Origin of the sequence: Curvibacter sp. APW13 (genome assembly GCF_032337135.1) — a bacterium.
Taxonomy (GTDB): domain Bacteria; phylum Pseudomonadota; class Gammaproteobacteria; order Burkholderiales; family Burkholderiaceae_C; genus Allorhodoferax.
In genome coordinates this window covers 722690-744345 of record NZ_JAVXZZ010000002.1, presented here as the reverse complement: position 1 = coordinate 744345, position 21656 = coordinate 722690, and the positions used below count along the sequence as shown (strand labels likewise).

Here is a 21656-nt window from a genome sequence, read left to right as displayed (position 1 = left end):
CCCACAACACCGACTTGCCTTAGCTCAGTCGCGGTAGAGAAACCGTGAAAGTGGTTCCCTCCCCCACCTGGGTGCTGACCGCAATCGTTCCCTGGTGCCGCTCGACCGACCGTTTCACGATCGCCAGCCCCAAGCCAGTACCCGGGATATTGCCTACATTGCCAGCACGATGAAAGCTCTCAAACAAACGTGGCACGTCTTCTGGCGGAATCCCGATTCCGCGGTCGCGCACCCGGAAGACCACAGTGTCAGGAGAACATTCGACGTCAAAATCGACCCGAGCGTCAGACGGGGAGTACTTCAGGGCGTTCGAGAGCAGGTTCTCAAATATGTGGCGCAGAATGGACTCATCCATCGAAGCACTTCTCGCGTCCCCAACAATGGTCAGTTGAATGCGGGAGCGTCCTTCGTGCAAGGCGAGTGCTTCCGCGCTGACGTCATTCACCAGCGCATTGCAGAAGTCTTCAATCGACAGCATCGCGGGGTTGAACATGGCTTGGTCCGCATCCTCCTTGCCAATCGTCAGGATGTCTTCCAGCATCTTGGTCATGCGACGCACGGCTGTCGACACGGTGCCCAACAATTCATTGCGCTCCGTCAGCGGTAGACGATCGAAATAGTGCAGCAGCAGATCTGTAGACGACTGTATGGTTGCCAACGGGGTCCTGAACTCGTGCGAGGCCATCGATACGAATCGCGACTTCAACTGGATCAGCTCCCGTTGGCGTTCCAGCGATACCCGTATTTCTTCCTCGGCTTGCTTACGCTCGGTGATATCCCGGATGAAGGAACAGAACTCGAACTTGTTGGCGTCTTCCAACGCAACGCGCGTGATCGCCAATTCAATCGGAAACTCTCGGCCCGCCTTGTCCACCGCCGATATCTCGATGCGGCGATCTATCACCGTACTCGTGCCGGTACGCATGTATCGCGCCATCCCATGCTGGTGGGCTTGCCGGTATTGCTCCGGAATGATCGTCGATGTCAGGTCGCGGCCAATCGCTTCGTCATGGCTCCAGCCAAAAATGCTCTGCGCTTGTTTGTTCCATCCGACGATCAACCCGTTTGAATCGACGCGCACTACCGCATCCAAGGCGGTGTCGACAATGGCCTGGAGCTTTTGCCGGCTCTCCGCCAAACTCTCGAGCGCCATGGTCATTTCCTGGGTGCGCAACGCGATTCGGGATTCAAGGTTGCTGTTCAGGCTTTGGAGTTCCTGTTCTGTTTGCCTGCGCCGCGTAATGTCCCGCACTGTCGCTTGCAGTACTTTCTTTCCTCCGTACTCAAACGCTGACAGCAAAACCTCGGCAGGAAACGGCTTCCCATCGGCCCGCCTATGCATCCACTCGAAACGACACTCGCCGGTGGCCATGGCCTGCCCGATGCGCTCGTTCGCGGCATCCTTCGAAGTGCGTCCGTCGGGCTGGTGGTCAGGGGACAGGTCGGACGGATGGAAGGTCACGAACTCCTCGCGACTGGCAACGCCGAACATGTCCAAGGTACGCTGGTTGCAGTCAAAAAAACCTTGGTCCGTCAGCAGCATGACCGCATCGTTCGAACTGTCATAGATCGCCTTCAGCTTGTCCGCAATGCCGGCCTTTTCTTCCAACAAGATCTTGGTTTGCTGCTCCATGGCCCGTTGGCTGGACAGGACACTGCGAAACCTTTCGACTGCATCCGACAAACGACCGAGTTGGTCAGGTTGCCCCAGCCGCGAGAGGTGGATATCACTGTCACCCTTGGATAGGTGATCGAGCGCAAGCTCGATTTCCTTGAAAGGGCGGGCGATTTGGCGCCCCAGCACAAACAGCATCAGACAAGTGGCCAGGATCAAGAACACGTTGGCCATGACGAACTGAATGATCTGCTGACGCAGTTTTTGGTCACTGTGCATGGTCGACAAGGACACTTGAACCTGGCCGACACGGTACTCCCGCCCCCGCGACACGTAGCTGATGTCGCGGCCCAGGGTGATGCCCTCGGCGCCTGGGGCAAGGATGCCCCCCTTCTCCACCAGAACGGTCCCATCGGCACCGAGGACCCTAAGACCACGCACCTGGGGATCCCCGCCAACAGATTCGCCAACACTGGCAATCGCCAGGGAATTGAGATCAAAGAGCGGACGCGCCAGTGCCTTGGCCAGCACGGCAACCATGCCATCCGCGCGCTCCTGCAATTCAAGCTCGGCACGCGCAGACAAGGACCGGATGGCCCAAAACGCGTGCAACACGCTGGCCAGGGTCAGCGACAGAAATACCGTCGTTCCAATGCGGAAGAAGACGTCATTGGCCCAACGTTGGCGTAGCTGACGGGTCAGAGTCATGGCACTTTCGCGTTGGCCTTGAAGGCATTGGCTTCCGAACGCTGGTACACCTGTGACTTCCTGGCGGTCTCGATTCCCTTCCAGAGAGCGCTCGCCAACGCCGGACGCGATTCCAGCAAGGCATGGGAGAGCATCAAGAAATAGTGCTTCTCCACCAGAGGAATAGGCAGCAACTCCAATTGCCCCGCTACCTTGCGGTCGGCGTTCAGCACGTTCTTGGCGTCGCCCCCGCCGATGGCTGCCGCTGCTACGCGGCCCGCCAGCAACTTGAGCAGGAGTTCCTGCACCGTCCCACTCCCATCGTCCACCGGCACTTGCATCGCTCGAAGCTGGTCACCCACCGAATAACCCAGCTGCACGCCGACGGCGCCATCCAATCCTTGGATGGTCTTGCCATTCCACTCCACAGCGGAACCTTTCTTTCGCACCAAGACATAGCTGTCCGTGTGCAGGCGCTTGTTGGCATCCGGGACAGCGCCACCAGGAAATGCCCCCAGCTCCAGACGATCAGTCTTGTAGCTGGCTGCAAACGCGCCATCAACACGGTTTGCCTGCAATTCGGCAAGGCAACGTTTCCAAGGCATGGGTGCGTAGCTGATACGCACGCCCGCTGTCTGGGCAGAGCGGTTGATCAGTTCGAAGTTGAGCCCGCTTCCGTCCACCATGCGCCACGGCTTGATGTCTACGTCCTCAAAGCAGAAGACCAGTGTTGGAGTGGCTGCGAAAGATGGCCGCTGCCCCACAGGACCCGCGAGCGTGAAACACAGGAACGCAAAAGGCAATGCGAAGCCCCGCACCACATGTCTAACGCCACACAACGCCATTGAGCGCACCTCCTTGCCTAGCATCCGGGCATTGCGCCATCACGCAACGCAACCCCCTGTGCGATTTCATTCTAGTCCGATGCTTCCGGGGCGAGAAGCCATGGCACCGCCGCTGATGACCGCTGTCAAACCCGTGGGCATCCCGTCCGCCACGACTGTCCCGCTATGCCTGCTTCAGAAAGAACGCCACCGTCATGGCCAACCCGATGCCTATGACGCCACGGCGCAGCCACGGGGCAGGCAGCAGGCGTGACCAGTGGGCGCCCCAGTAGCCGCCCAGGGTGCAGGCCAGCATCATCGCCAGGCCCTGTGGCCAGGCAATGAGGCCGCCGGCCACAAAGGTCGCCACCGACAGCAGCGACAGCACCAGCGAACACAGGTTCTTGAGCGCGTTCACCCGGCTCAGCTCGCTTTCGCCCACCACGGTGTACAGCGCCATGAGCAGGATGCCCAGGCCGCCGTTGAAGTAGCCGCCATACACCGACACCAGCAGCAAGCCAATGCCTCGGGCGCTGCCGCCACGTTGACCACCCTGCCCGCCACGGTGGGCGTTGGCCCAGCGCGCAATGGCGGGGCCGAGGGCAAACAAGGCAGTGGCAAACAGCAGCAGCCAGGGCACTACGCCCGAGAACACCTTGGCCGGGGTAACCAGCAGCAGCAGCGCACCCGCCACGCCACCGGCGGCGGCAATGGCGGCCTCGCGCCACAGCACGCGGGGGTCCATGGCGGCCAACTCCTTGCGAAAGCCCAGCGTGCTGCCCAGGTAGCCCGGGCTCACCGCCAGTGCACTGGTGGCATTGGCCGCGATGGGTGGAATGCCGGCCGCAACCAGCGCAGGAAAGGTAAGAAAGCTGCCACCACCGGCCACGGCATTGAGTACGCCTGCGCCAAAGGCACTCACCATCAGCAGGGCCCACTGCCCCCATTCATGCATGTCCATGGAGTTCCGATTCGATCAGTTGGGGCAGGCCCGTGGGGGCAGGTTGGCAAAGGGGTGCGGCAGCGCCTCCAGAAGGGCCTGTGCCAGGGGCGCGGCCATGCCGTGCACATTGCCCGGCGCGCCATAGCCGTCTTCCGTCACCCAGCCGGGAAAGTTTTCGCCGGGCTTGATGTTCAGGGGGTCAGCCTGGGGACCGAAGATGGCCTTGTAGCGGCTCACCATGGTGTAGTTCAGCGGCTGGGCATTGGCGTACAGCACACGGTTGCGCGCACTCCACCCGGCTGCCTGGGTGGCAATGGTGGCCCCAATGTCCACCCAGAACAACCTGGCCCGGGGTGCCACGGCGCGCAGTTGCTGCAGCAGTTCGGCCTGGGCCTCCTCGAAGGACTGCTCGGTCTGGTTGGTGCCCAGCACCAGCACCACCACGTGTGCTTTGGCCACGCGCTCCCGGTCTTCCAGCAGGCCTTGCAAGGCCGACTTGCGCTGCACCACCCCGGGCTGGGTGATGGAGCGACCCACGTCGTGGTTGATGAACACGTCTCCCCCTAGCTGGGCCTTGAGCTTGTCGGCAAAGCCGTCCAGCTGCAGCCCGTAGGCAATGGAGTCGCCCAGCACGTAGGCGTTCTGGCCGTATTTGCGTTTGCAGGCCTCGCTGGGTCCCTGCCCGGCAACAACCGCTGCGATCAGCGCCTGGCCCAATTCGCCGTAGAAACCATGCACGTTGCCGGGGCCGCCATAGCCGGCTTCGGTGGGCCAATCGGCAAAGTTCTTGCCTCCTTCGATATGCAAGGGGTCGGCCTGGGGGCCGAAAATGGCCTTGTAGCGGCTCACCACCTCGTAGCCCAGCACGGAGGCGTTGGCATAGATGGTGCGGTTGCGCTCGCTCCAGCTGGCGGCCTGGGGCGCAATGGTGGCCCCAATGTCCACCCAGTAATACCGCGCTTTGGGCGCCGCGGCCTTGAGTCGCTCCATGAGCTGCTTCTGGGCATCGGCAAACGATGCTTCCATCTGGTTCATGCCCAGGATGACGATGACTACCTTGGCCTGGGCCAGCAGGGCCTTGTCGTCGTCCACCGCCTGCAGGCCCGAGCGCTTGCTCTGGTTACCGGGGGTGGTGATCGAGCGTGCGCCGTCGTAGTTGATGTGCACGTCGAGCCCAGTGCGGGCCTTGAGCTTGTCGGCAAAGCCGTCGAGTTGCAGCCCGTAGGCGATGGAGTCGCCCAGCACGTAGGCCGTGCCACTGGCTGCTGGTGTTTGCGCCAAGGCATTGCAGGCCCACCATGCCAGCAGCCACACTGCCCACTTTGCCCACCCTGCCCCGCCAGCCACCACAAAAACTCCTTGGAACTTGCGTCCGAAAGCAGGCATTATCCGTGCCGGGACCGATTCACTCGATGGGCATGAACAACTTCACACTCCGAATGCACCGCCGCACGGCGCTGGTGGGACTCTTGGCAACCGCAGCCTGCACTGCCATGGCACAGACTTCGGGCAACCTGCCCCTGAAGAACCTGCTGATCGAGGTACGCCAGACCCAGCAGCAGGACACGCAGACACATGGCGTGAACGTGCTGGGTGGCACGCCACTGCAAAGCAGCAGCCGATCGCTCAACGCCAGCAGCGCGCAGCAGAGCCTTGTGCTCAACGGACGGCCGGTGCGGCTGATGAGCGGCAGCAACACGCCCTGGGCCTTCTACCAGTCCTACCTGCGCAATGGCGTTATCGTGGTACTGCCCAGTACGGTGTGGGTGCAATCCGGCACGGGCTTCATGGCCACGCCGCGCTGGAGTGGCGATGGCTTTGTGGAGCTGGAAATACAGGCCCAGGCCGACTTGGGCAACCGGGGGGCGCAGCCAGGCCAAACCACCCAACAAAGCAGTTCGTCCCAGGTGCTGGTACCGCTGAACGAATGGACCACCATTGCCCGGTCAGACACGGGGCAGGACAGCCAGCAAAGCGGCATAGGACAGGTGCGCAACAGCCAGTCCCAGGGCAGCACGGCCCTGCAGGTGCGCGTCAGCCTGCCCTGAGCACAAGCCGCTTCAGCGGGCCTTGGCGTCTTCCAGCGCCTTGAGCTGCTGGATGGTCAGCTCCATGTTGGGCCGAAACTTGATCTGGTCGAACAGCATGGCCTGCAGCATCAGGCGTTGCTCGGCATCCAGCGGTGCGCTTCGGATGGGTTCGAGCTGGCCGTCAATGGTGGCGGTCTGGTCCGCGGGCAGGGTCTTCCAGCGCCAGGTCTCGGTCGCATCGCCGCGGCGGATGGTGAACACGTAGGTCTGGTCCTGCTCGAGCAGCTTGCGCTCGACCCGCAACGATTCACCCTTCTTGATGGCCTGCGTGAGCACCGGCACGGTGGCAGAGTCCTTCACCAGCTGCACCGAGAGTTCGGCGTCCACGTCCGAGCGGTCCAGCAGCACCAGGCCTTCGGCGGGGATGTAGATCTTTTGCGCGCGCTCGAAACTGACGCTGCGCATGTACGCCGCCTGCTGGCGTTCGCGCTTGGTGGTCAATTCCGACCACACCACCGTTACCGAACGCTCTTCGGCACCGGCGTTGGGCTGCGCTGCCACCCCATTGACGGTAATGGGAATGAGGCGCGGCTTGCCATCCTGCCCCACCCAGCTGGCCTGGGCATTGCCGCTGATCAGCCGCAGGGCCGCGCAGTCCTTGGTCAGGAAGGCGGGGGACTTCTCTCCTTCCACCGACTGCACCTTGGCATCGCGGGCCCCGAGCACCATGCAGTTGGCGCTCCAGCCCCATGTGGGGGCCAGGCTGGCGGCAGCCACAGCAACGGTAATGTAAAGACTTTTCATACCGACCTCCAGGTCTCAATGGGCAAGCAATTCATACACCAGCACGGCAGTGGGCAATACGGTCTGGCCGCACAGGCTGGCAGTGGCCAGTGTAATTTCAGCCACGGCGCGCACGCGGCTCACCGGCAGGGGATTTCCGTCCGCATCCGTGCAATTTGTCGCACTGCGGCCACTCAGCGAAGTCCACGCCGTGCGCAGGCTGGCCCAGTCATCCTTGACCGGTTGCAGGAACCCGTGGTGCCACACGTGCGACACGGTGTGGTGCCCGCCGATGTCGGTAAGGCCCCAGTTCCACACGAAGGCCATGGTGCCGATCACCAGCACGGCCATTTCGGCCGACGGAATCCAGAAGTGGGTGTGTGCGCGAAGTACCGCCAGCAGTTCGGACACCAGCCCTACCTGCAGCACCACAAACAGCACCAGCAGCAAGGGCCACAGGCGCAGCTTGAAGAAGCGGTGACCGGTGAAGGATTCCATCCAGGGGTCCACGGCCCGCTTCATCCAACCCTGCACCGCACCGATCTGCAGGGCAATGAGCGCCACCACGATCCACGCGACCGTGATCTGGAACAGGAACGAGGCCTGGCGCTCGCCCTGGACATGCCCCTGCAGCGCCGCTGCATGCAACTGTGCGCCGTAGCGTTCGCCCATGGGGGTGTTGAGCAGATCGGTCACTCCCCAGGTACCGCCAATCACCACCCACTGCGGGTCGATGCCTGCCACCGTCTGTGCCAGCAGGTCCAGGTCACCCTGGAAAGGCACCACCAGCCCGTGGTTCACATAGTCCGGCGCCATGAGGGCCGTGCTGCGCTTGAGCACCGGATTGGCATCGCCCTGTTCCAGGTCTGGCAGGCGCGCGCAGCCGGCATCGGGATGCAGGGCAACGTCCACCAGCGAACCCCGGTACTGCTGGGTACTCACCACATAACCGAACTCGGTAGGCAGGTAGGGCAAGGCCATGCGTACCCCTGCGGCGCACAGGCGCTCGCGCCAATGGCGACGCACGTCGGTGTCGTCGGAGCGTTTGCGCACCGGCTCTGCAAGTACCCAGCGCTGGGGCTTGGTGGCGAAGAAACCGAACAGCGCCTCTTGCGTATCGCCAGGTACGGGGGAAAGGTCCAGGTCGATGACGATGCCGCGGGCGTTGGGCGCGTTGCGCTCCACCACCTCCAGCATGCGTTGCAACTGCTTGCGGTCCAGCGGCGAGCGGCCGCCGTAAAACTGGTCGAAGCCGGTGTCGTCAATGGCGACCATCAGCACCGACGGGCTGATGGAATCCTTGCTGTAGGCCGCCGCACGGCGCAAGTCATTGGCCTGCATGCTGTTGCCCATGTACTTCCAGGCGCCCGTGCTCGAGACCAGAAGCACCATGCCTCCGGCGAGCAAGGTACCGCGCAGCGAATGCAGCAGGATCTCGTGCAGGAAATGGCTGACGAAAGCCTGCCAAAAGTGGGCCACTCGGCTCATGCAAACTCCTTGAGCGCGTAATACAGGGACATCAGGGGCAATACCGTCTCGGCGCCCAGGCGTGCCAGGGAAAACAGCCCTTCGCGCATCAGTTCCCACCGGGAAGGCGCGGTCAGGTCGGCCGGAAAATCCACATGCATCGGCGCAGCGCCGAGCATCGCCACTGCAGCCGCGCGCACGCTGCGCCAGTCGGCCGCAATGGGCACCAATACCAGTTCACGCCAGGCATGGCGGAATCCGCTGTGGAACTGGGGCGCCGTGCGCCCTGCCCCCCAGCTCATGAGTACCGAGCACAAGGTGAATACCGCCACGTTACCGGTGCTGACCCAATAGCCCGTGGCGCCATGCACCATGGCCAGCAGTTCGGAAAAACCGATCACCAGGAAGAAGACCCAGGTGAAGAACACCAAAGGCCGCCCGGTGTCGCGCCAGAACGCATGACCGGGAAGATGCGCCAGGTCACGCATGCGGGTCTGGTCCACGGCGTTATGGAGCAGGCCGCGCAGGGCGCCAATGACGCCGCAGAAGAACCAGATCACCAGCATTTCCTGCACCGGACTGACCATGCGCTCCCCTGCCCGCGCCGCCGCTGCGGCCGCTGCATGGATCTGCACGCCATAGCGCTCACCGAAAGGCGTTCCGAACAGGTCAAGGTGACCCCACCCGCCCCCGACAAACACCAGCTCCGGGGCAAGCCCCTGCAGCATCTGGCCCAATTGCTCCAGATCGCCAGTGAACGGAATGACCACGCCACCCTCCAACATGGCCCCTTGCAGCGGCATGGGCACCTGCGTGAATTCCACCGTGGGGTCGGCGCACGGCAAGGTCACCTGGGTCGCAGCATCTGCCAAGCCCCCGGAATACTGGTGCGTAGGCAGCGGGTAGCCAAATTCGGTAGGTACATAGGGCAAGCCAAAACCGATACCCTTCTTGCACAGGCCTTCACGCCAGCCTTGCAAGGCTTGCGCAGCGTTGGCATCAGTCGGCTTGGGTGCCGGCAGTACCCAGCGCCCAGGCTGTTCCAGCAGCAAGGCTTCAAGCCGCTGCTGCGCTGCCGCCTGGGCAGGCACGGGAGACAGGTCAATGTCCAGCACCACACGGGTCTGCGCCGGGGTGTTGCCAGCAATGGTAGCCAGGAGATCCGCCATGCGGTCGCGTGCCAAAGGCGACTGTCCGCCGAAGAAACGGTCGTAGCCCGTGTCGTCGATGAGGATGACCACGGGTTGCGCCTGGCGCAGCTTCTCCCCAGACCAACGTGCACTGCGCTGCAGGTCGTGCGCATGCATGGTGCTGGTGAAGTACTGGCCCACGCTCGACGTGGCCAGCAGCCAGCCCATCACGCCCCACAGAAAAGACAGCCGGAAGAACGCAAGAAAGCCTTCCGCGAGAAAGGCGCTGAGGAAATAGCCCAGGCGCTTCATCGCGTGGATCGGGCCGCTTTGGCGGAACGGCGTTCAAAAATGAAGTCCGCACCTTGCTGGTGGCCAGCCACTACCGATGCGCCATATTGCGGCGTCTGCGGCAACTCGCTCTCGACCGCCGTACGCACCGATGCAAACACATCCGTGCCGCTGGACCATCCCGCCACCTCGCGGATCTTCTGCATCAGATTCCAGGCAAAGACCGAGTGCCCGTCCTTTCCGGTATCGGCCACGGGCTCGTCACCACCGGAAGACATCATGGTGACAGCACGTTTTTGCAGCAAGTCATCGATGGATCGGACGGTGGGGGTGTCGCCCATCTTGGTTTCGGCGGTAAAGCGTCCGGAATAGCAACTGTCGGCGATCACGGCCATCTGGCGACTCTTGGTGCGGGCCAACAGCTTGTTGATGTCGGAATTGGATACCCAGCCCTTGGGACTGTCGGCCTTTCCGTCGGATGGAATCCAGTACCCCATGCCGGTGGCATCCACCATTTCGCCATGGCCGGCGTAGTACACCATCAGGCTGTCGTTCTCACCCATGTCGGCGGCCAGTGCATTGAGGCTGGCGAACAATTCGGCCTTGGTCGGATTGCTGAGCATGGCAACGTCGTATCCGAGTTCATCCTGCAGGTGTTCGTTCACCGCTTGGGCATCCGGCAGTGCCCCAACGAGTTGGGGAATACGTGCATCTTCATACTGATTGATGCCGATCACCAAGGCCAGTTTGCGCGCAATCTTGGGCACCGCTGGTACCGCGCTGCGCTTGTCACGTGACGTCACCCGGGCTGTGTGCTGTGGCCTACGGCTGTCCTGCAGCGGATCGAGCAGGCACTTGCCACTGGCGCTTTCGGCTGCAGACGTGCACCCGGGCAGGTCGGGCAGGCCTGGGTTGGCCGTCAGGGCCTGGACGGCGTCGGCCAGCAGGTTGCGCTTGTATTCCTGACGCGCCTGGAGAACCTTCCCGATGTCGTCAGGCGTCATCTCCGACACCGGTATCACGCGGAAATAGGTGTTGCTCTGGTCCGATACGATGTACCGGTAACCCGGCAATTGCGCGGCGGCACTGGGCTGCGAGGGCAGGTCCATGTCCGGGTTGCTGGCCACCACCTTGGTTCCGGGCATGCCTGTCACGGGCATGTAGTCCAGGATGCTGCCCGACGCACCGCTGTAACGGGCCTTGCTCTGCAGGCCATTGGCATCGGTCGTGCCAGTGCTGCCACCACCGCTGGAACCCGGCCCCGGGGATGACGTTGAGCCGCCTGCCGACCAAAGGGTCTGGGTCATGGAAACTGAGGCCGAATTGCTGGCCGTGGTCGCCCCCGGTCCTACAAGGCTCAGCGTACCGCTGAGCACCTGCAGATCAATGCCGGTCATGGTCGCACGGGTATCCAAATAGATATTGTTCTGCGCCACGGCCTGAACAACCAGTGTAGGACTGGAGCTGATGGGCGCATTGAGGTAGATGTTGTTGTCGGCCAGCAGCGTCAGGTTGGCGCCACCCGCGGGCACCACTCCGGTCATGGACGCATTCCAGTAGATGTTGCCGGCGTCGGCTCCGGGTCCGCTGGTATCGATGAGCACTGACGCACCGCCGGCCAAGGCTGCCGAGATGGTCGCAACGTTCACGGTGGTCGGACCCAATCCGTTGGACGAGTAGGCCTGCCCCGCTGGAATCGGAGGCAAGGGTCCATTGAGGTTGGCGTCGGCATTGGTGACGGTTATATCGTAGGGGTCGATCAGCCAAGTTCCGCCTCGACCCGCGTTCGCGCTGAGCCGTGGCACCTGCTGCAGATCGAACAGCCCGTGGGTCGAAGTTTCGACAAAGCCCCCGTTGCCGCCTTGGCCACCACCCCGTGCGCTGACCAATCCGCGCAGCGACATGACGTCGTAACCCCACAGCACAATCCGCCCGCCGTTCCCCACGCCAGCGGCGTCCGCTAGGATCTGACCGCTTCCGGCCACGAACAGCTGACGGGCGTCGATGCGGATGTTACCTCCACTGCCTTGGGTGGCGCTGGCCTGCAGCGTGCCGTCCACTTGCACGGTACCGTTGTCACTGGCCACGGTAATGCGCCCACCGCTGGCCTGGGTCTGGCTGCCGACCGCCAAGGCCACGTTGCCGCTGGCCCGCAGCACCACCTCGCCTTGGGCATTGACGCCCATGGAGTCGGCCACGATGCTGCCCTGCTGGTTCACGGCGGCGCCATGTACATCCACCATGCCGGATGAAACGGCGCCACTGTTGGTGACCAGGCCTGCGAGCGACGCCGAACGCACAGCCATGTGGGGCGTACCGGTATCCACCAATTCCACGGCGTCGGTACCGAGCAATGCGACGCTGCCGCCGTCCGCACGCAACGTCCCGCTGTTGGAGACGCTGTGACCCAGCAGCACGATGCGCCCGCCATAGGGAGTCGTGATGTTGCCCTGGTTGAGCACCGTCGCGGTGTTGCCTGGCAGCGCGGAGAAGCGGTAGCGCCCCGCGACGAAATCGTCCGAGGACAGGTACAAGGTCGAAGCCACCAGACCGCCCACATCGACCCGGGCGTTGGCACCAAAGACAATGCCGTTGGGGTTGATGAGCCAGACCTGCCCGTTGCTGCTGAGCGTGCCCAGGATCTGCGACGGATTCCCGCCAGTAACCTGATTCAGCACCCGACTGCTGCTATTGGGAAGCTGGAAGTTGACGGTGTTGCCGCTTCCGATCGAGAACTGCTGCCATTGCAGCACCGACTGGTCGGACGCGGTGATGTTGAGCCGGTTCGGGCTGGTCGTGGCTGTGGCCTGCCCATGCACGACCTGCATCCCTGTGGGCAGGGTCTGCGCGGACAGGTGACAGCACATCAAGGCCACCATGGCAACCCCTGCCGACCGCAGGCGCATGCAACTAGAAATTGTGCGTGAGGTTGACATGAAGACTCCAATCACCGACCTTCGTGTCGGCAGCGGCTTCACCGGCCCGGCCCAGGTCGGCACGCACCAGGGTCCGCGGGCTGGCCTTCCACAAGGTGCTGACGCCGACACTGGAAATGTCGCAAAAGGCCCGTCCCGTAGCGCAGGACCCACCGCCCTGCAAGGCCACATGGCCCGCGTCGGCAAACACACCCAGGACGACGTCCGACTCGCTGCCCGCCTGCCAGAATCCCCAGGGTGCGCGCAACTCCAGCGAGGCGACCGCACCGGCGTCCCCCGAAATCACCCGCTCCGGGTAGCCCCGCACGCTGTTGGCACCGCCAGCACCGAACTGCTCGGCGCCCACCAGCGGCTGGTCGGACCACTGCCCTTCCAACCGGGCCACCGCTGACCACACCGAAGTGACCGGCAGGCTGCCGTTGAAGCTATAGCGCAGGAACTGGTAATCGCGGCGGGCCTTGCTGCGGGCCGCGTGGAAGCGCGCATCATCCGAGGTTTGCGGCGTCCATGGCAGGTTGTGCGCCCATTGCACCGAGGCATTCCACTGCCCGGGCTTTTGCAGCAGGTAGCCCAGCGTCAGGGGCATGACATCGACCGATGCACCGGCGCTACCGCAGCCCGCCGCACCAAAGCTGCCCAGGCTGCAGGTGTTGGTGTAGCTGCGACTCTCAACACCAGCCGACAGCTGATGCTTGGTTTCGCCGAGGAAGGGCACCAGCCAAATGCCCCGCGCACCGACCGAGTTGCCCTGCCCCGAAAACCGCAACTCCCCGGCGCCAGTCTGCGTGGGTGTATTGCGCGTGCTGGATGCCAGGGCCGACACTTCGACGAAAGCTGCGCGGGAGTACAAAGGGCGCTTCAAACTGGCACTCAGGATGGCAACTTGGGAAGGGTCGGTTGGCGATGTCACCGCGCGTGCGCTCAGTTGGGTGTCGCGATCATCGACATTCGCATGCAGGTAGCCCAGGGACAAACGGTAGTTCCCGGTGGCGTCGTTGCCCGAGTTGTCGAACGACACATTCCAGCGTTCGACAGGCTGCTCTTCCACAATGGCCATGGCCTCCACCTGGCCGTGCTTTTCCCCGGGCTGAAACACCACGCGCACGGCCTTGGCGGGATTCTCATTGACCATCAACAACTGCCGATCCAGGGCAAAGAGCGAGGGCGTGGCACCGGGCTCCAGCGCAGGCAGGCTGCGAGCGATGTTGCCCTTGCTGAACTGCTGGTTGCCTGTCACCTGTACCTGACTGAGCTTGCCCTCCACCACTTCGAGCCGAACCACCCCTTGGCTAAGGGTCTGGTCAGGCACCTGAACGATGACCGCCCCGTACCCGTATTCGCGGTATTTGGCCTGCAGCAGCTGCGCCGTTTTCTGGATGTCTGCAAATCCCATCCGACCAACCCGCCCCTCGACCACGGCGAGTACGACATCTGTGGGCAGCAACGTGTTCCCGAAGACCCAGTAGCCCGTGATCTGCGTCGCTACCGGATCCGGCTGCGCCAACGCCGGCGTCGACAGCACCGACAGCGCCAACAGAGGCGCGATGCAGACGGAGGCGGTGAAAGAAAACTTCATCGGGTCGACAGGGGCGTTGGATACGACCCGAATTGCGGGCACGCGCGGCGTTGGCCAATGGCGTCGAATTCTAGCGATGGCCGGCCATCAGATACATTTGCTTACCCCCGATGAACGGGTAAATGCCAAGGAATTCACGGCTTCCAGCCACAAAACCAGGACCCTACCCCAGCAATGACGTCCGCACCACCCGATTGCAGCGACCACGGGCCTGTCGTTGACGTAGTCATCGTCGGTGCCGGCTTGTCCGGCATCGGCGCCGCCAGGCACCTGCAGCGCCACTGCCCGCAATTGCGCTTCATCCTGCTGGAGTCTCGGCAATCCATGGGCGGGACCTGGGACCTGTTCCGCTACCCCGGCATCCGCTCGGACTCGGACATGCACACGCTGGGCTACAACTTCCGTCCCTGGGTTGCACGCAAAGCCATCGCGGACGGACCGGCCATCCTGGACTACATCCGCACCACGGCTGCGGAAGGTGGGATCGACAAGCTGATCCGCTACGACCACCGGGTGATTGCTGCAAATTGGGATTCGGGCAGCGCCCTGTGGACATTGGAGATCGCTCACCCGACTGGCGGAGGCAGCAGCAAACTGCAAACACGCTTCCTGTACATGTGCAGTGGCTACTACAGCTACGCCAGCGGCTACAACCCGCCACTGCCGGGCGAAGAACGCTTTGCCGGGCGCCTCGTCCATCCGCAATTCTGGCCGCAGGACCTGGACTACGCGGGCAAGCGGGTCGTGGTAGTCGGTAGCGGTGCCACCGCGGTGACCCTGGTGCCCGAGTTGGCCAAACACGCCGCACAGGTCACCATGCTGCAGCGCACTCCGGGATACGTGGTCTCGCGCCCGAGCGTGGACCGCTTGGCGCTCTGGTTGGACAGGCACCTGCCTTCGAATTGGGCCTATGCCCTCACGCGCTGGAAGAACGTGCTGCTGGGCATGCTGTTCTTTAGGCTGTCGCAGCGCCGCCCGGCCATGATCCGCCGCTACCTGCTGGACCTGGCTGCCAAGGAACTCGGCAGCGGCTACGACATGCGCCACTTCAGCCCCGACTACAAGCCTTGGGACCAGCGCCTGTGCGCGGTGCCCGACAGTGACCTGTTCACCAGCCTGCGCAACGGCAAGGCCCGGGTGGTGACGGACACCATTGCCGACATCACTGCCCACGGCATCACTTTGGCAAGTGGGAAAACGCTGGACGCGGATGTGATCGTCAAGGCCACCGGGCTGGAACTGGAGATTTTCGGCGGCATGCGCATCTGCGTAGATGGCAAACCCGTTGACGTGGCGCAGGCCGTGGCCTACAAGGGCATGATGCTCTCGGGAGTGCCAAACCTGTTCATGGCCTTCGGCTACACCAACGCATCCTGGACGCTGAAGGCGGACCTGACTGCGGGGTGGGTATGCCGTGCACTGAACCACCTGCACACCCAAGGGCAACGCAGCATCGTCGCCAAGTGGACAGGTGCTTCGCAGACGACCCCGTTCATGGCACTACAGTCCGGCTACGTGGCACGCGCCCAGCACCTCATGCCTCGCCAGGGCATGCACAGTCCATGGCGCGTGCACCAGAACTACCTCGCCGACGTGCTGGCCATCCGCTTCGGGCGGCTCGACGATGGCGTCCTTGAATTCCACTGAACTTCGGAGAGCGGCCCATGCACGTCAAGAATGCAGTTGCAGTGATCACCGGTGCCGGTAGCGGCATCGGCCGGGCCCTGGCCCAGGCCCTGGCGCGCAAAGGCTGCCACCTGGCCATTGCCGACGTTGTGGAAGCCAACCTGCACACCACCGCCGAGCTGTTGGCGGCCTACCCGGTCAAGGTGTCGCTGCACGTGCTCGACGTGGCCAGCCGCGAGGCGGTGGCGGCCTTGCCCGCTGCCGTGCAGGAGGCCCATGGCCACGTGGACATCCTCATCAACAACGCGGGGGTAGCACTGGCCGGCACCTTCGAGCAAACCAGCGAGGCTGATTTCGACTGGCTCATGGAGATCAATTTCCATGGCCTGGTACGCATGACCCGCGCGTTTCTGCCGTTGCTGCGCCAGCGCCCCAAGGCGCGCATCGTCAACATTTCCAGCCTGTTCGGCCTGATCAGCCCGCCCGGGCAGACCGCCTACAGTGCCAGCAAGTTCGCCGTACGGGGGTTTTCCAACGCCCTGCGGCTGGAGCTTGAGAACAGCCCGGTAGGCGTCACGGTGGTGCACCCCGGCGGCATCGCCACCGCCATTGCCAGCAGTGCACGGGTGTCGCAGGGCATCAGCGCGCAGGAATCCGCGAAGCAGCAGGCCCTGGCCGCCAAGATGCTGCGCATGCCACCCGACCGGGCCGCCGACGTGATCGTGCGCGCCATCGAACGCGACCAGGCTCGCGTGCTGGTGGGGCTGGACGCCAAGCTGATGGCCTTGTTGGAGCGTTTGTCTCCGGTGAACTACTGGAAGCTGGTCGGGCGCAAGGCCCAGCTTTAATGCAGTGACCGCGTAGCCTGGAGCAGACCTACAGCGGCAGGCCACCACCCAGGTTCAGGGCGAAGTAGCGGCAGATCGCCTTGGGGTCGTTGATGAAGCGCTGGCCGTTGGCGGTCTGCACGGCATCCAGTTCACGCGGCTGGCTGTTCGGGTGCAGCACCAGCACGGGCGAGCCTTGGTTTTCCTCGCCCAGCAGGGCCACGATCTCGGCGCGCGGACGCACCGGGCCCACGTGCTGCACAGTCAACTGCGTACGCACCGCCGGGTAAAAGGCCAGATACCCCTCCACCAAAGCACAGTCCGGGCAGTAGCGGGCATGGCCATCCTCGACCTTGGCATAGGGACTCAGCATGAAAAGGGTATCGCGGTGCATGGTTGTTGGTTCCTGTCGTGGGGGAAATGGAAAGAATCAAAATTAGTCGAAGCGCGGGCGCAGTGCCAGTCCGCCGGGTATGTGACGTACTGCGCCACCGTGCCCGGCAGCCAGCCAATGGCGGGCGGCCTGGGCACTGCGATTGCCGGTGCGGCACAACAGCACCACCGGGCGTGCCACCGCCGCCTGCTGGGCACACCACGGAGCCCATTGCGCCAGCGGTACGTGCACCGCGCGGCGCCCGTCATGCTCCCACAAGCCACCGGCCTGAACCTCTACCGGGTCGCGCAGGTCCACCAGCACGGCATCGGGTTGGCCCTGCAGAAACGCATTCAGCTGCTCCCAGGGCAAATCCACTTCTTCTGGCAGTGGCCCGCCAGCCGCTACTAGATTCATAGCTGCCTGCGCATGCTCTTTGTGGGCTGCAGCCCAAATCTGACCACATTGACGGATACGGTCGCAGGCTTTTGCAATGGTCTGTGCAGTGTCCAACGCGCCAAAGGACAGCCGGATGGCAGACTCCGCAGCCCATGCCGGCACGCCCATGGCCTGCAGCACATGGCTGGATCCCGGTTTGGCGGCCGAACAGGCGCTTCCAGCGCTCACATGCACTCCGGCAGCGTCCAGCAGGTTCATGACCTCCTTGCTGCTGGCGCCGGGAATGGAAAAGTTCAGGGTGGTGGGCAGGCAGTGTTCCAGCGGCGCGTTGAACACGGCTCCGGGAAAGGCGTCGCGCAGGGCCTGCACCAGATCCGCACGATGGCGCTCCAACACAGCATGCGATGCAAACAGGTCACCGCGCGTCAGGGCATCGCAGACGGCACCCAGTGCGGCAATACCCGGCAGGTTTTCGGTACCGGAACGCTGGTCCGACTCCTGTCCGCCGCCCACGATGAGGGCGCTGTAGGGCGCGCCGGGCGCCACATAGAGCATGCCTACACCCTTGGGAGCATAGAGCTTGTGTCCGGAAAACGCGGCGTAGTCAATGCGCGTGGCCGCCAGGTTCAGCGGCAGCTTGCCCAGCGCCTGCACGCAGTCCACCAGCCAGCGTGCCGGGCTGGCCGTCTGGGCCAGCAGCGCCTCAATGGCAGCCAGGTCGCTGATGACGCCGGTTTCGTTGTTGGCCGCCATGGTGCACAGCAAGGCCGTGTCGTCGAGCCAGTGGCGCAGGGTCACCAGGTCGTGGCGACCATCCGCCCCCACCGGCAGTTCGCACACCTGCAGGTGCAGTTCCAGCACCGCGTTCCAGTGCCGTACGCTCTGCAGCACGGCCTTGTGTTCGGTGGCGCCCACCACCAGCCGGTGTGCCACGGGCAGGCCGGCGTCGCGCTGGCGGCGCAACTGCAGCAGCGCACTGAACACGGCGGTATGGATGGCCTCGGTGGCGCCGCTGAGGAAAACGACCCGCCCCTGCCCGGCACCGATGGCATTGCGCGCACTGGCACGGGCCTGATCCAGCAGGTGCCGGGCGCGAATGCCTTCGCTGTGTGCGCTGCTCGGGTTGCCAAAGGAGACCTCCATGGCCTGCAGGGCGGCCGTTCGCGCCGCGGCACAAGTCGGTGTCGTGGCATTGGCATCAAGGTACAGCGAGGTGCGGTGCATGGGCAGCGGACAAGAGTCGAATGGAAGCGAAGAAGTCTATCGACGCTGCGCAGAACAGACATTCTCTATTTGCCAACAATTGCTTTATTTGTAGCATGAACATTCCATCAGAACGAAAATTAGAACATGCTTGATCGCCTTGACACCCAAATTCTGGAAGCCCTGCAGCAGGACGCCACCCTGTCCGTGGCCCAACTGGGCGAGCGCATCGGCCTGTCGAGCACGCCGTGCTGGAAGCGGGTGAAACGGCTGGAAGAGGAAGGTTTCATCGAGGGCCGGGTGGCGCTGGTGAACCGCAAGAAGGTGGGGCTACCGGTCACGGTATTCGTAAGCATCCGCACCAGCCACCACGACGAGAAGTGGCTGCAGCGCTTTGCCGCCCTGGTGAGTGCCATGCCCGAGGTACAGGAGTTCCACCGCATGAGTGGGGATGTGGACTACCTGCTGAAAGTGGTGACCACCAGCATCGAGGGTTACGACCGCTTCTACAAGAAGCTCATCGCCCAAGCCGAGCTGCAAGGCGTCTCCAGCGCCTTCTCGATGGAGCAGATCAAGAGCAGCACGGTGCTGCCGCTGTCCATCGTGTGAGGCGCGTTTTCCCTACTGGCGCAAACGCATGCCGCTTCACAGAATGGCTGCCATGCAAGCAGACCAGACACCGGCTACCGACAACAACGCCACACCCGCCTCCCCCCGCGCACCGGGTGTACTCGACTTCCGCATCCTCAGCCCGACCCTGGCCAGCCCCGGGCAATGGCTGATGCGCGGTTGGCAGGACTTCCGTGCCGCGCCCGGCATCGGCCTGTTCTTCGGCGCCTGTTTCTGCGCCATGGGCTGGGCGCTGCTCGCGATCTACCAATTTGCTCCGGCCTATACCCTGGCGCTTTCGGCCGGGTTCCTGCTGACCGGCCCCTTCCTGGCGCTGGGCCTGTACCAGGTGAGCCAAAGCCTCGAACGCGGCGAAACACCCACCTGGTGGGGTGCGGTTACGGCATGGAATTCCCACCGCGGACAACTGGCGCTGTTCGGCGGCGTTCTGCTCATCCTGGAGATGCTCTGGGGCCGTTCCTCCATGGTGGTGTTTGCTGTGTCGTTTGACGGCATGCCGGATTTTTCCGGCTCGCTGCTCAAACTCCTGGACCCGCAGAACCTGTCCTTCATCGTGGTGTACACCTGCGTAGGCGCCATCTTCGCGGCGCTGGTGTTTGCAGTCAGCGTCGTCTCCATTCCGATGATGCTGGACCAGGAGGTCGATGCCATCACCGCCGGCTTGACCAGCATCCGACTGGTGCTGTCGCAGTTGCCGGTCATGGTGCTGTGGGGTGCCGTGATCACGGCGCTGGTGGTGCTGGCCATGATTCCGGGGTTTGCCGGCTTGCTGGTGGTGGGGCCGGTCATCGGTCACGCCAGTTGGCACGCCTATCGGGCTTGCGTGGTTTACCAGCCCTACACAGCCCCCAAGCCGCAGTGGTCGCCACCCGCCGAGTGACCGCAGGCGCTACTGTTTCGGTAGCGCTCTACGCAATGTATCTGCGGGCTTGAGCCAGATTTCTATACCAATTCCAGGTAGCGCTGCAATTCCCAGTCGGTCACGGCCTGGTTGAAGCGGCGCACTTCCCACTGGCGCGTCTGCAAGAAGTGGGTCACGAATCCGTCGCCCAGCAGCTCCCGCGCCAGGGCCGAGCGCTCCAGGTTCTCGGTGGCCTCAGAAAGGGTGCGCGGCAGGCGCTCCATGCCTTCGGCGCCCTTGTTGGCCCCGGTCACGGGCGCCTGCAGGCTCAGCTTGTTCTCAATGCCGTACAGGCCCGAAGCCACGGCCGCAGCGATGCCCAGATACGGGTTGGTGTCCGCACCCGGGGTGCGGGTTTCCAGACGCAGGGAACTGGCCGAGCCAGGAATCACGCGCAGTGATACGTTGCGGTTGTCGATGCCCCAGGTCGGCTTGGTGGGCGCCAGGTTGTTGTCCACCAGGCGCTTGTAGCTGTTGATGAACGGGGCATAGAGCGCAAACAGTTGCGGCAGGCAGTGCAGCTGCCCAGCCACGTACTGGCGCATGGTCTCGCTCATGCCATGGTCGCCCTTGGCATCGAAGAAGGCGTTGGCGCCGTCTTTCCACAGGCTCTGGTGCATGTGGCCGCCGCACCCGGCATAGGCCGTGGAGTACTTGGCCAGGAAGGTATTGATCAGGCCATGGCGGCGGCCGATCTCCCGAACCGCCTGTTTGAACAGCATGGCGCGGTCCGCCGCCTCGATGGCCGTGCCGTAGCGGATGGCAGCCTCGAAGTTGCCGGGGCCGGCTTCGGTGTGCAGGGCTTCGAGCGGAATGCCGATTTTCGGCAAGTAATCGAACAGGTCGCGCACGAAGCCATGCTCGGCACTCAGACGGAATGGCGAATAGTTGGTCAGACCCTGGGAGGCCGTCTGCAGGTTGCGGAAACCCTTTTCGCGCAGCGAGATCTCGGTTTCCTTGAGCACGAACCACTCGAACTCCACTCCCACCATGGGTGTGAAGCCCATGGATTCGGCCTTCTTGAGCACCTTCTTCAACACCTGGCGCGGGCAGATGGCCAGGGGCGTACCGTCCGCATTCACATGCTCACCCAGGATGAGCCAGCGGTTGTCGTCCCAAGGCAGTTGCCGCGCAGTGGATGCATCCAGTTGCAATCCGATGTCGTTGTAGCCGGTATGGAAACCGGTGAAGCTCACGTTGTCGTACAGCTCGTCGGCAATGTCCCAGCCGAACAAGGCGCTGGCAATGGTGCCCCCGCCCTTGAGCATGGAGGCCACCTTCTCGCCACTGAGGTGCTTGCCGCGGCACACGCCGTCGATGTCGGTCACGGCAAAACGAACAAAGGGCTCATCCACCAGCGTGGCGGGGTTCAGGGGCGCTCGGATTGTGGTGCTTGTCATCGTGTGTCTCTTCAA

17 protein-coding genes are annotated in these 21656 nt (G+C 63.5%); 5 read left to right on the top strand and 12 right to left on the bottom strand.

Annotated features, from left to right (window positions below; translation table 11 throughout):
* Positions 1-19 precede the first annotated feature (19 nt).
* The 4 genes from RQP54_RS11705 to RQP54_RS11690 all read right to left on the bottom strand — a co-directional run bounded on the left by RQP54_RS11705 (position 20) and on the right by RQP54_RS11690 (position 5416).
* Positions 20-2323 (bottom strand): PAS domain S-box protein, encoded by a 2304-nt coding sequence (locus tag RQP54_RS11705; protein ID WP_315678482.1) that lies wholly within the window; start codon positions 2321-2323, stop codon positions 20-22.
* Entirely contained in the window at positions 2320-2988 is a 669-nt protein-coding gene (locus RQP54_RS11700) for a substrate-binding periplasmic protein (RefSeq protein WP_315678481.1), read from the bottom strand. The genes RQP54_RS11705 and RQP54_RS11700 overlap by 4 nt, the downstream gene beginning before the upstream one ends.
* A gap of 322 nt (positions 2989-3310) precedes the next feature.
* A complete protein-coding gene (locus tag RQP54_RS11695) occupies positions 3311-4087 on the bottom strand; it encodes a sulfite exporter TauE/SafE family protein (RefSeq protein WP_315678480.1) in 777 nt (258 codons plus the stop codon).
* Positions 4088-4102: 15 nt separating this feature from the next.
* Complete coding sequence (locus tag RQP54_RS11690) at positions 4103-5416, bottom strand: SGNH/GDSL hydrolase family protein (protein WP_315678479.1); 1314 nt, start codon at positions 5414-5416, stop codon at positions 4103-4105.
* Between the two features lie 71 nt (positions 5417-5487).
* On the opposite strand from RQP54_RS11690, the gene RQP54_RS11685 reads away from it, so the two are divergent.
* Complete coding sequence (locus RQP54_RS11685; RefSeq protein ID WP_315678478.1) at positions 5488-6117, top strand: hypothetical protein; 630 nt, start codon at positions 5488-5490, stop codon at positions 6115-6117.
* A 12-nt stretch (positions 6118-6129) separates the two neighbouring features.
* Here the strand turns inward: RQP54_RS11685 and RQP54_RS11680 are convergent, their stop codons facing one another.
* Genes RQP54_RS11680 through RQP54_RS11660 form a run of 5 tightly spaced genes read right to left on the bottom strand, consistent with a single transcriptional unit; the run spans position 6130 to position 14282 of the window.
* A complete protein-coding gene (locus RQP54_RS11680) occupies positions 6130-6903 on the bottom strand; it encodes a hypothetical protein (RefSeq protein WP_315678477.1) in 774 nt (257 codons plus the stop codon).
* Between the two features lie 15 nt (positions 6904-6918).
* Positions 6919-8370 (bottom strand): CHASE2 domain-containing protein, encoded by a 1452-nt coding sequence (locus RQP54_RS11675; protein ID WP_315678476.1) that lies wholly within the window; start codon positions 8368-8370, stop codon positions 6919-6921.
* Entirely contained in the window at positions 8367-9791 is a 1425-nt protein-coding gene (locus tag RQP54_RS11670) for a CHASE2 domain-containing protein (protein ID WP_315678475.1), read from the bottom strand. The genes RQP54_RS11675 and RQP54_RS11670 overlap by 4 nt, the downstream gene beginning before the upstream one ends.
* On the bottom strand, positions 9788-12676 hold the full coding sequence (locus RQP54_RS11665) for a caspase family protein (protein WP_315678474.1): 2889 nt from the start codon (positions 12674-12676) through the stop codon (positions 9788-9790). The genes RQP54_RS11670 and RQP54_RS11665 overlap by 4 nt, the downstream gene beginning before the upstream one ends.
* A 4-nt stretch (positions 12677-12680) precedes the next feature.
* Positions 12681-14282, bottom strand: a complete 1602-nt coding sequence (locus RQP54_RS11660) for a ShlB/FhaC/HecB family hemolysin secretion/activation protein (protein ID WP_315678472.1) — start codon at positions 14280-14282, stop codon at positions 12681-12683.
* Between the two features lie 174 nt (positions 14283-14456).
* On the opposite strand from RQP54_RS11660, the gene RQP54_RS11655 reads away from it, so the two are divergent.
* Together RQP54_RS11655 and RQP54_RS11650 are read left to right on the top strand one after the other, a co-directional pair.
* Positions 14457-15929, top strand: coding sequence for an NAD(P)/FAD-dependent oxidoreductase (locus tag RQP54_RS11655; RefSeq protein ID WP_315678470.1), 1473 nt, complete (start codon positions 14457-14459; stop codon positions 15927-15929).
* Positions 15930-15946: 17 nt separating this feature from the next.
* Positions 15947-16756, top strand: a complete 810-nt coding sequence (locus RQP54_RS11650) for an SDR family NAD(P)-dependent oxidoreductase (protein ID WP_315678469.1) — start codon at positions 15947-15949, stop codon at positions 16754-16756.
* Positions 16757-16784: 28 nt separating this feature from the next.
* Here RQP54_RS11650 and RQP54_RS11645 read toward each other — a convergent pair whose 3' ends face one another.
* Entirely contained in the window at positions 16785-17129 is a 345-nt protein-coding gene (locus tag RQP54_RS11645; protein ID WP_315678468.1) for a DUF3088 family protein, read from the bottom strand.
* 42 nt (positions 17130-17171) lie between these two features.
* Positions 17172-18731, bottom strand: a complete 1560-nt coding sequence (locus RQP54_RS11640; RefSeq protein ID WP_315678467.1) for an aminotransferase class V-fold PLP-dependent enzyme — start codon at positions 18729-18731, stop codon at positions 17172-17174.
* Between the two features lie 126 nt (positions 18732-18857).
* Between RQP54_RS11640 and RQP54_RS11635 the strand changes: the two genes are divergently transcribed.
* Together RQP54_RS11635 and RQP54_RS11630 are read left to right on the top strand one after the other, a co-directional pair.
* Positions 18858-19319 (top strand): Lrp/AsnC family transcriptional regulator, encoded by a 462-nt coding sequence (locus RQP54_RS11635; protein WP_315678466.1) that lies wholly within the window; start codon positions 18858-18860, stop codon positions 19317-19319.
* 52 nt (positions 19320-19371) lie between these two features.
* Positions 19372-20220 carry a DUF2189 domain-containing protein gene (locus RQP54_RS11630; protein WP_315678465.1) on the top strand — a complete coding sequence of 283 codons (849 nt, stop codon included), beginning with the start codon at positions 19372-19374 and terminating at the stop codon, positions 20218-20220.
* 62 nt (positions 20221-20282) lie between these two features.
* Here RQP54_RS11630 and RQP54_RS11625 read toward each other — a convergent pair whose 3' ends face one another.
* Positions 20283-21641, bottom strand: coding sequence for a glutamine synthetase family protein (locus tag RQP54_RS11625; RefSeq protein WP_315678463.1), 1359 nt, complete (start codon positions 21639-21641; stop codon positions 20283-20285).
* Between the last annotated feature and the right edge of the window lie 15 nt (positions 21642-21656).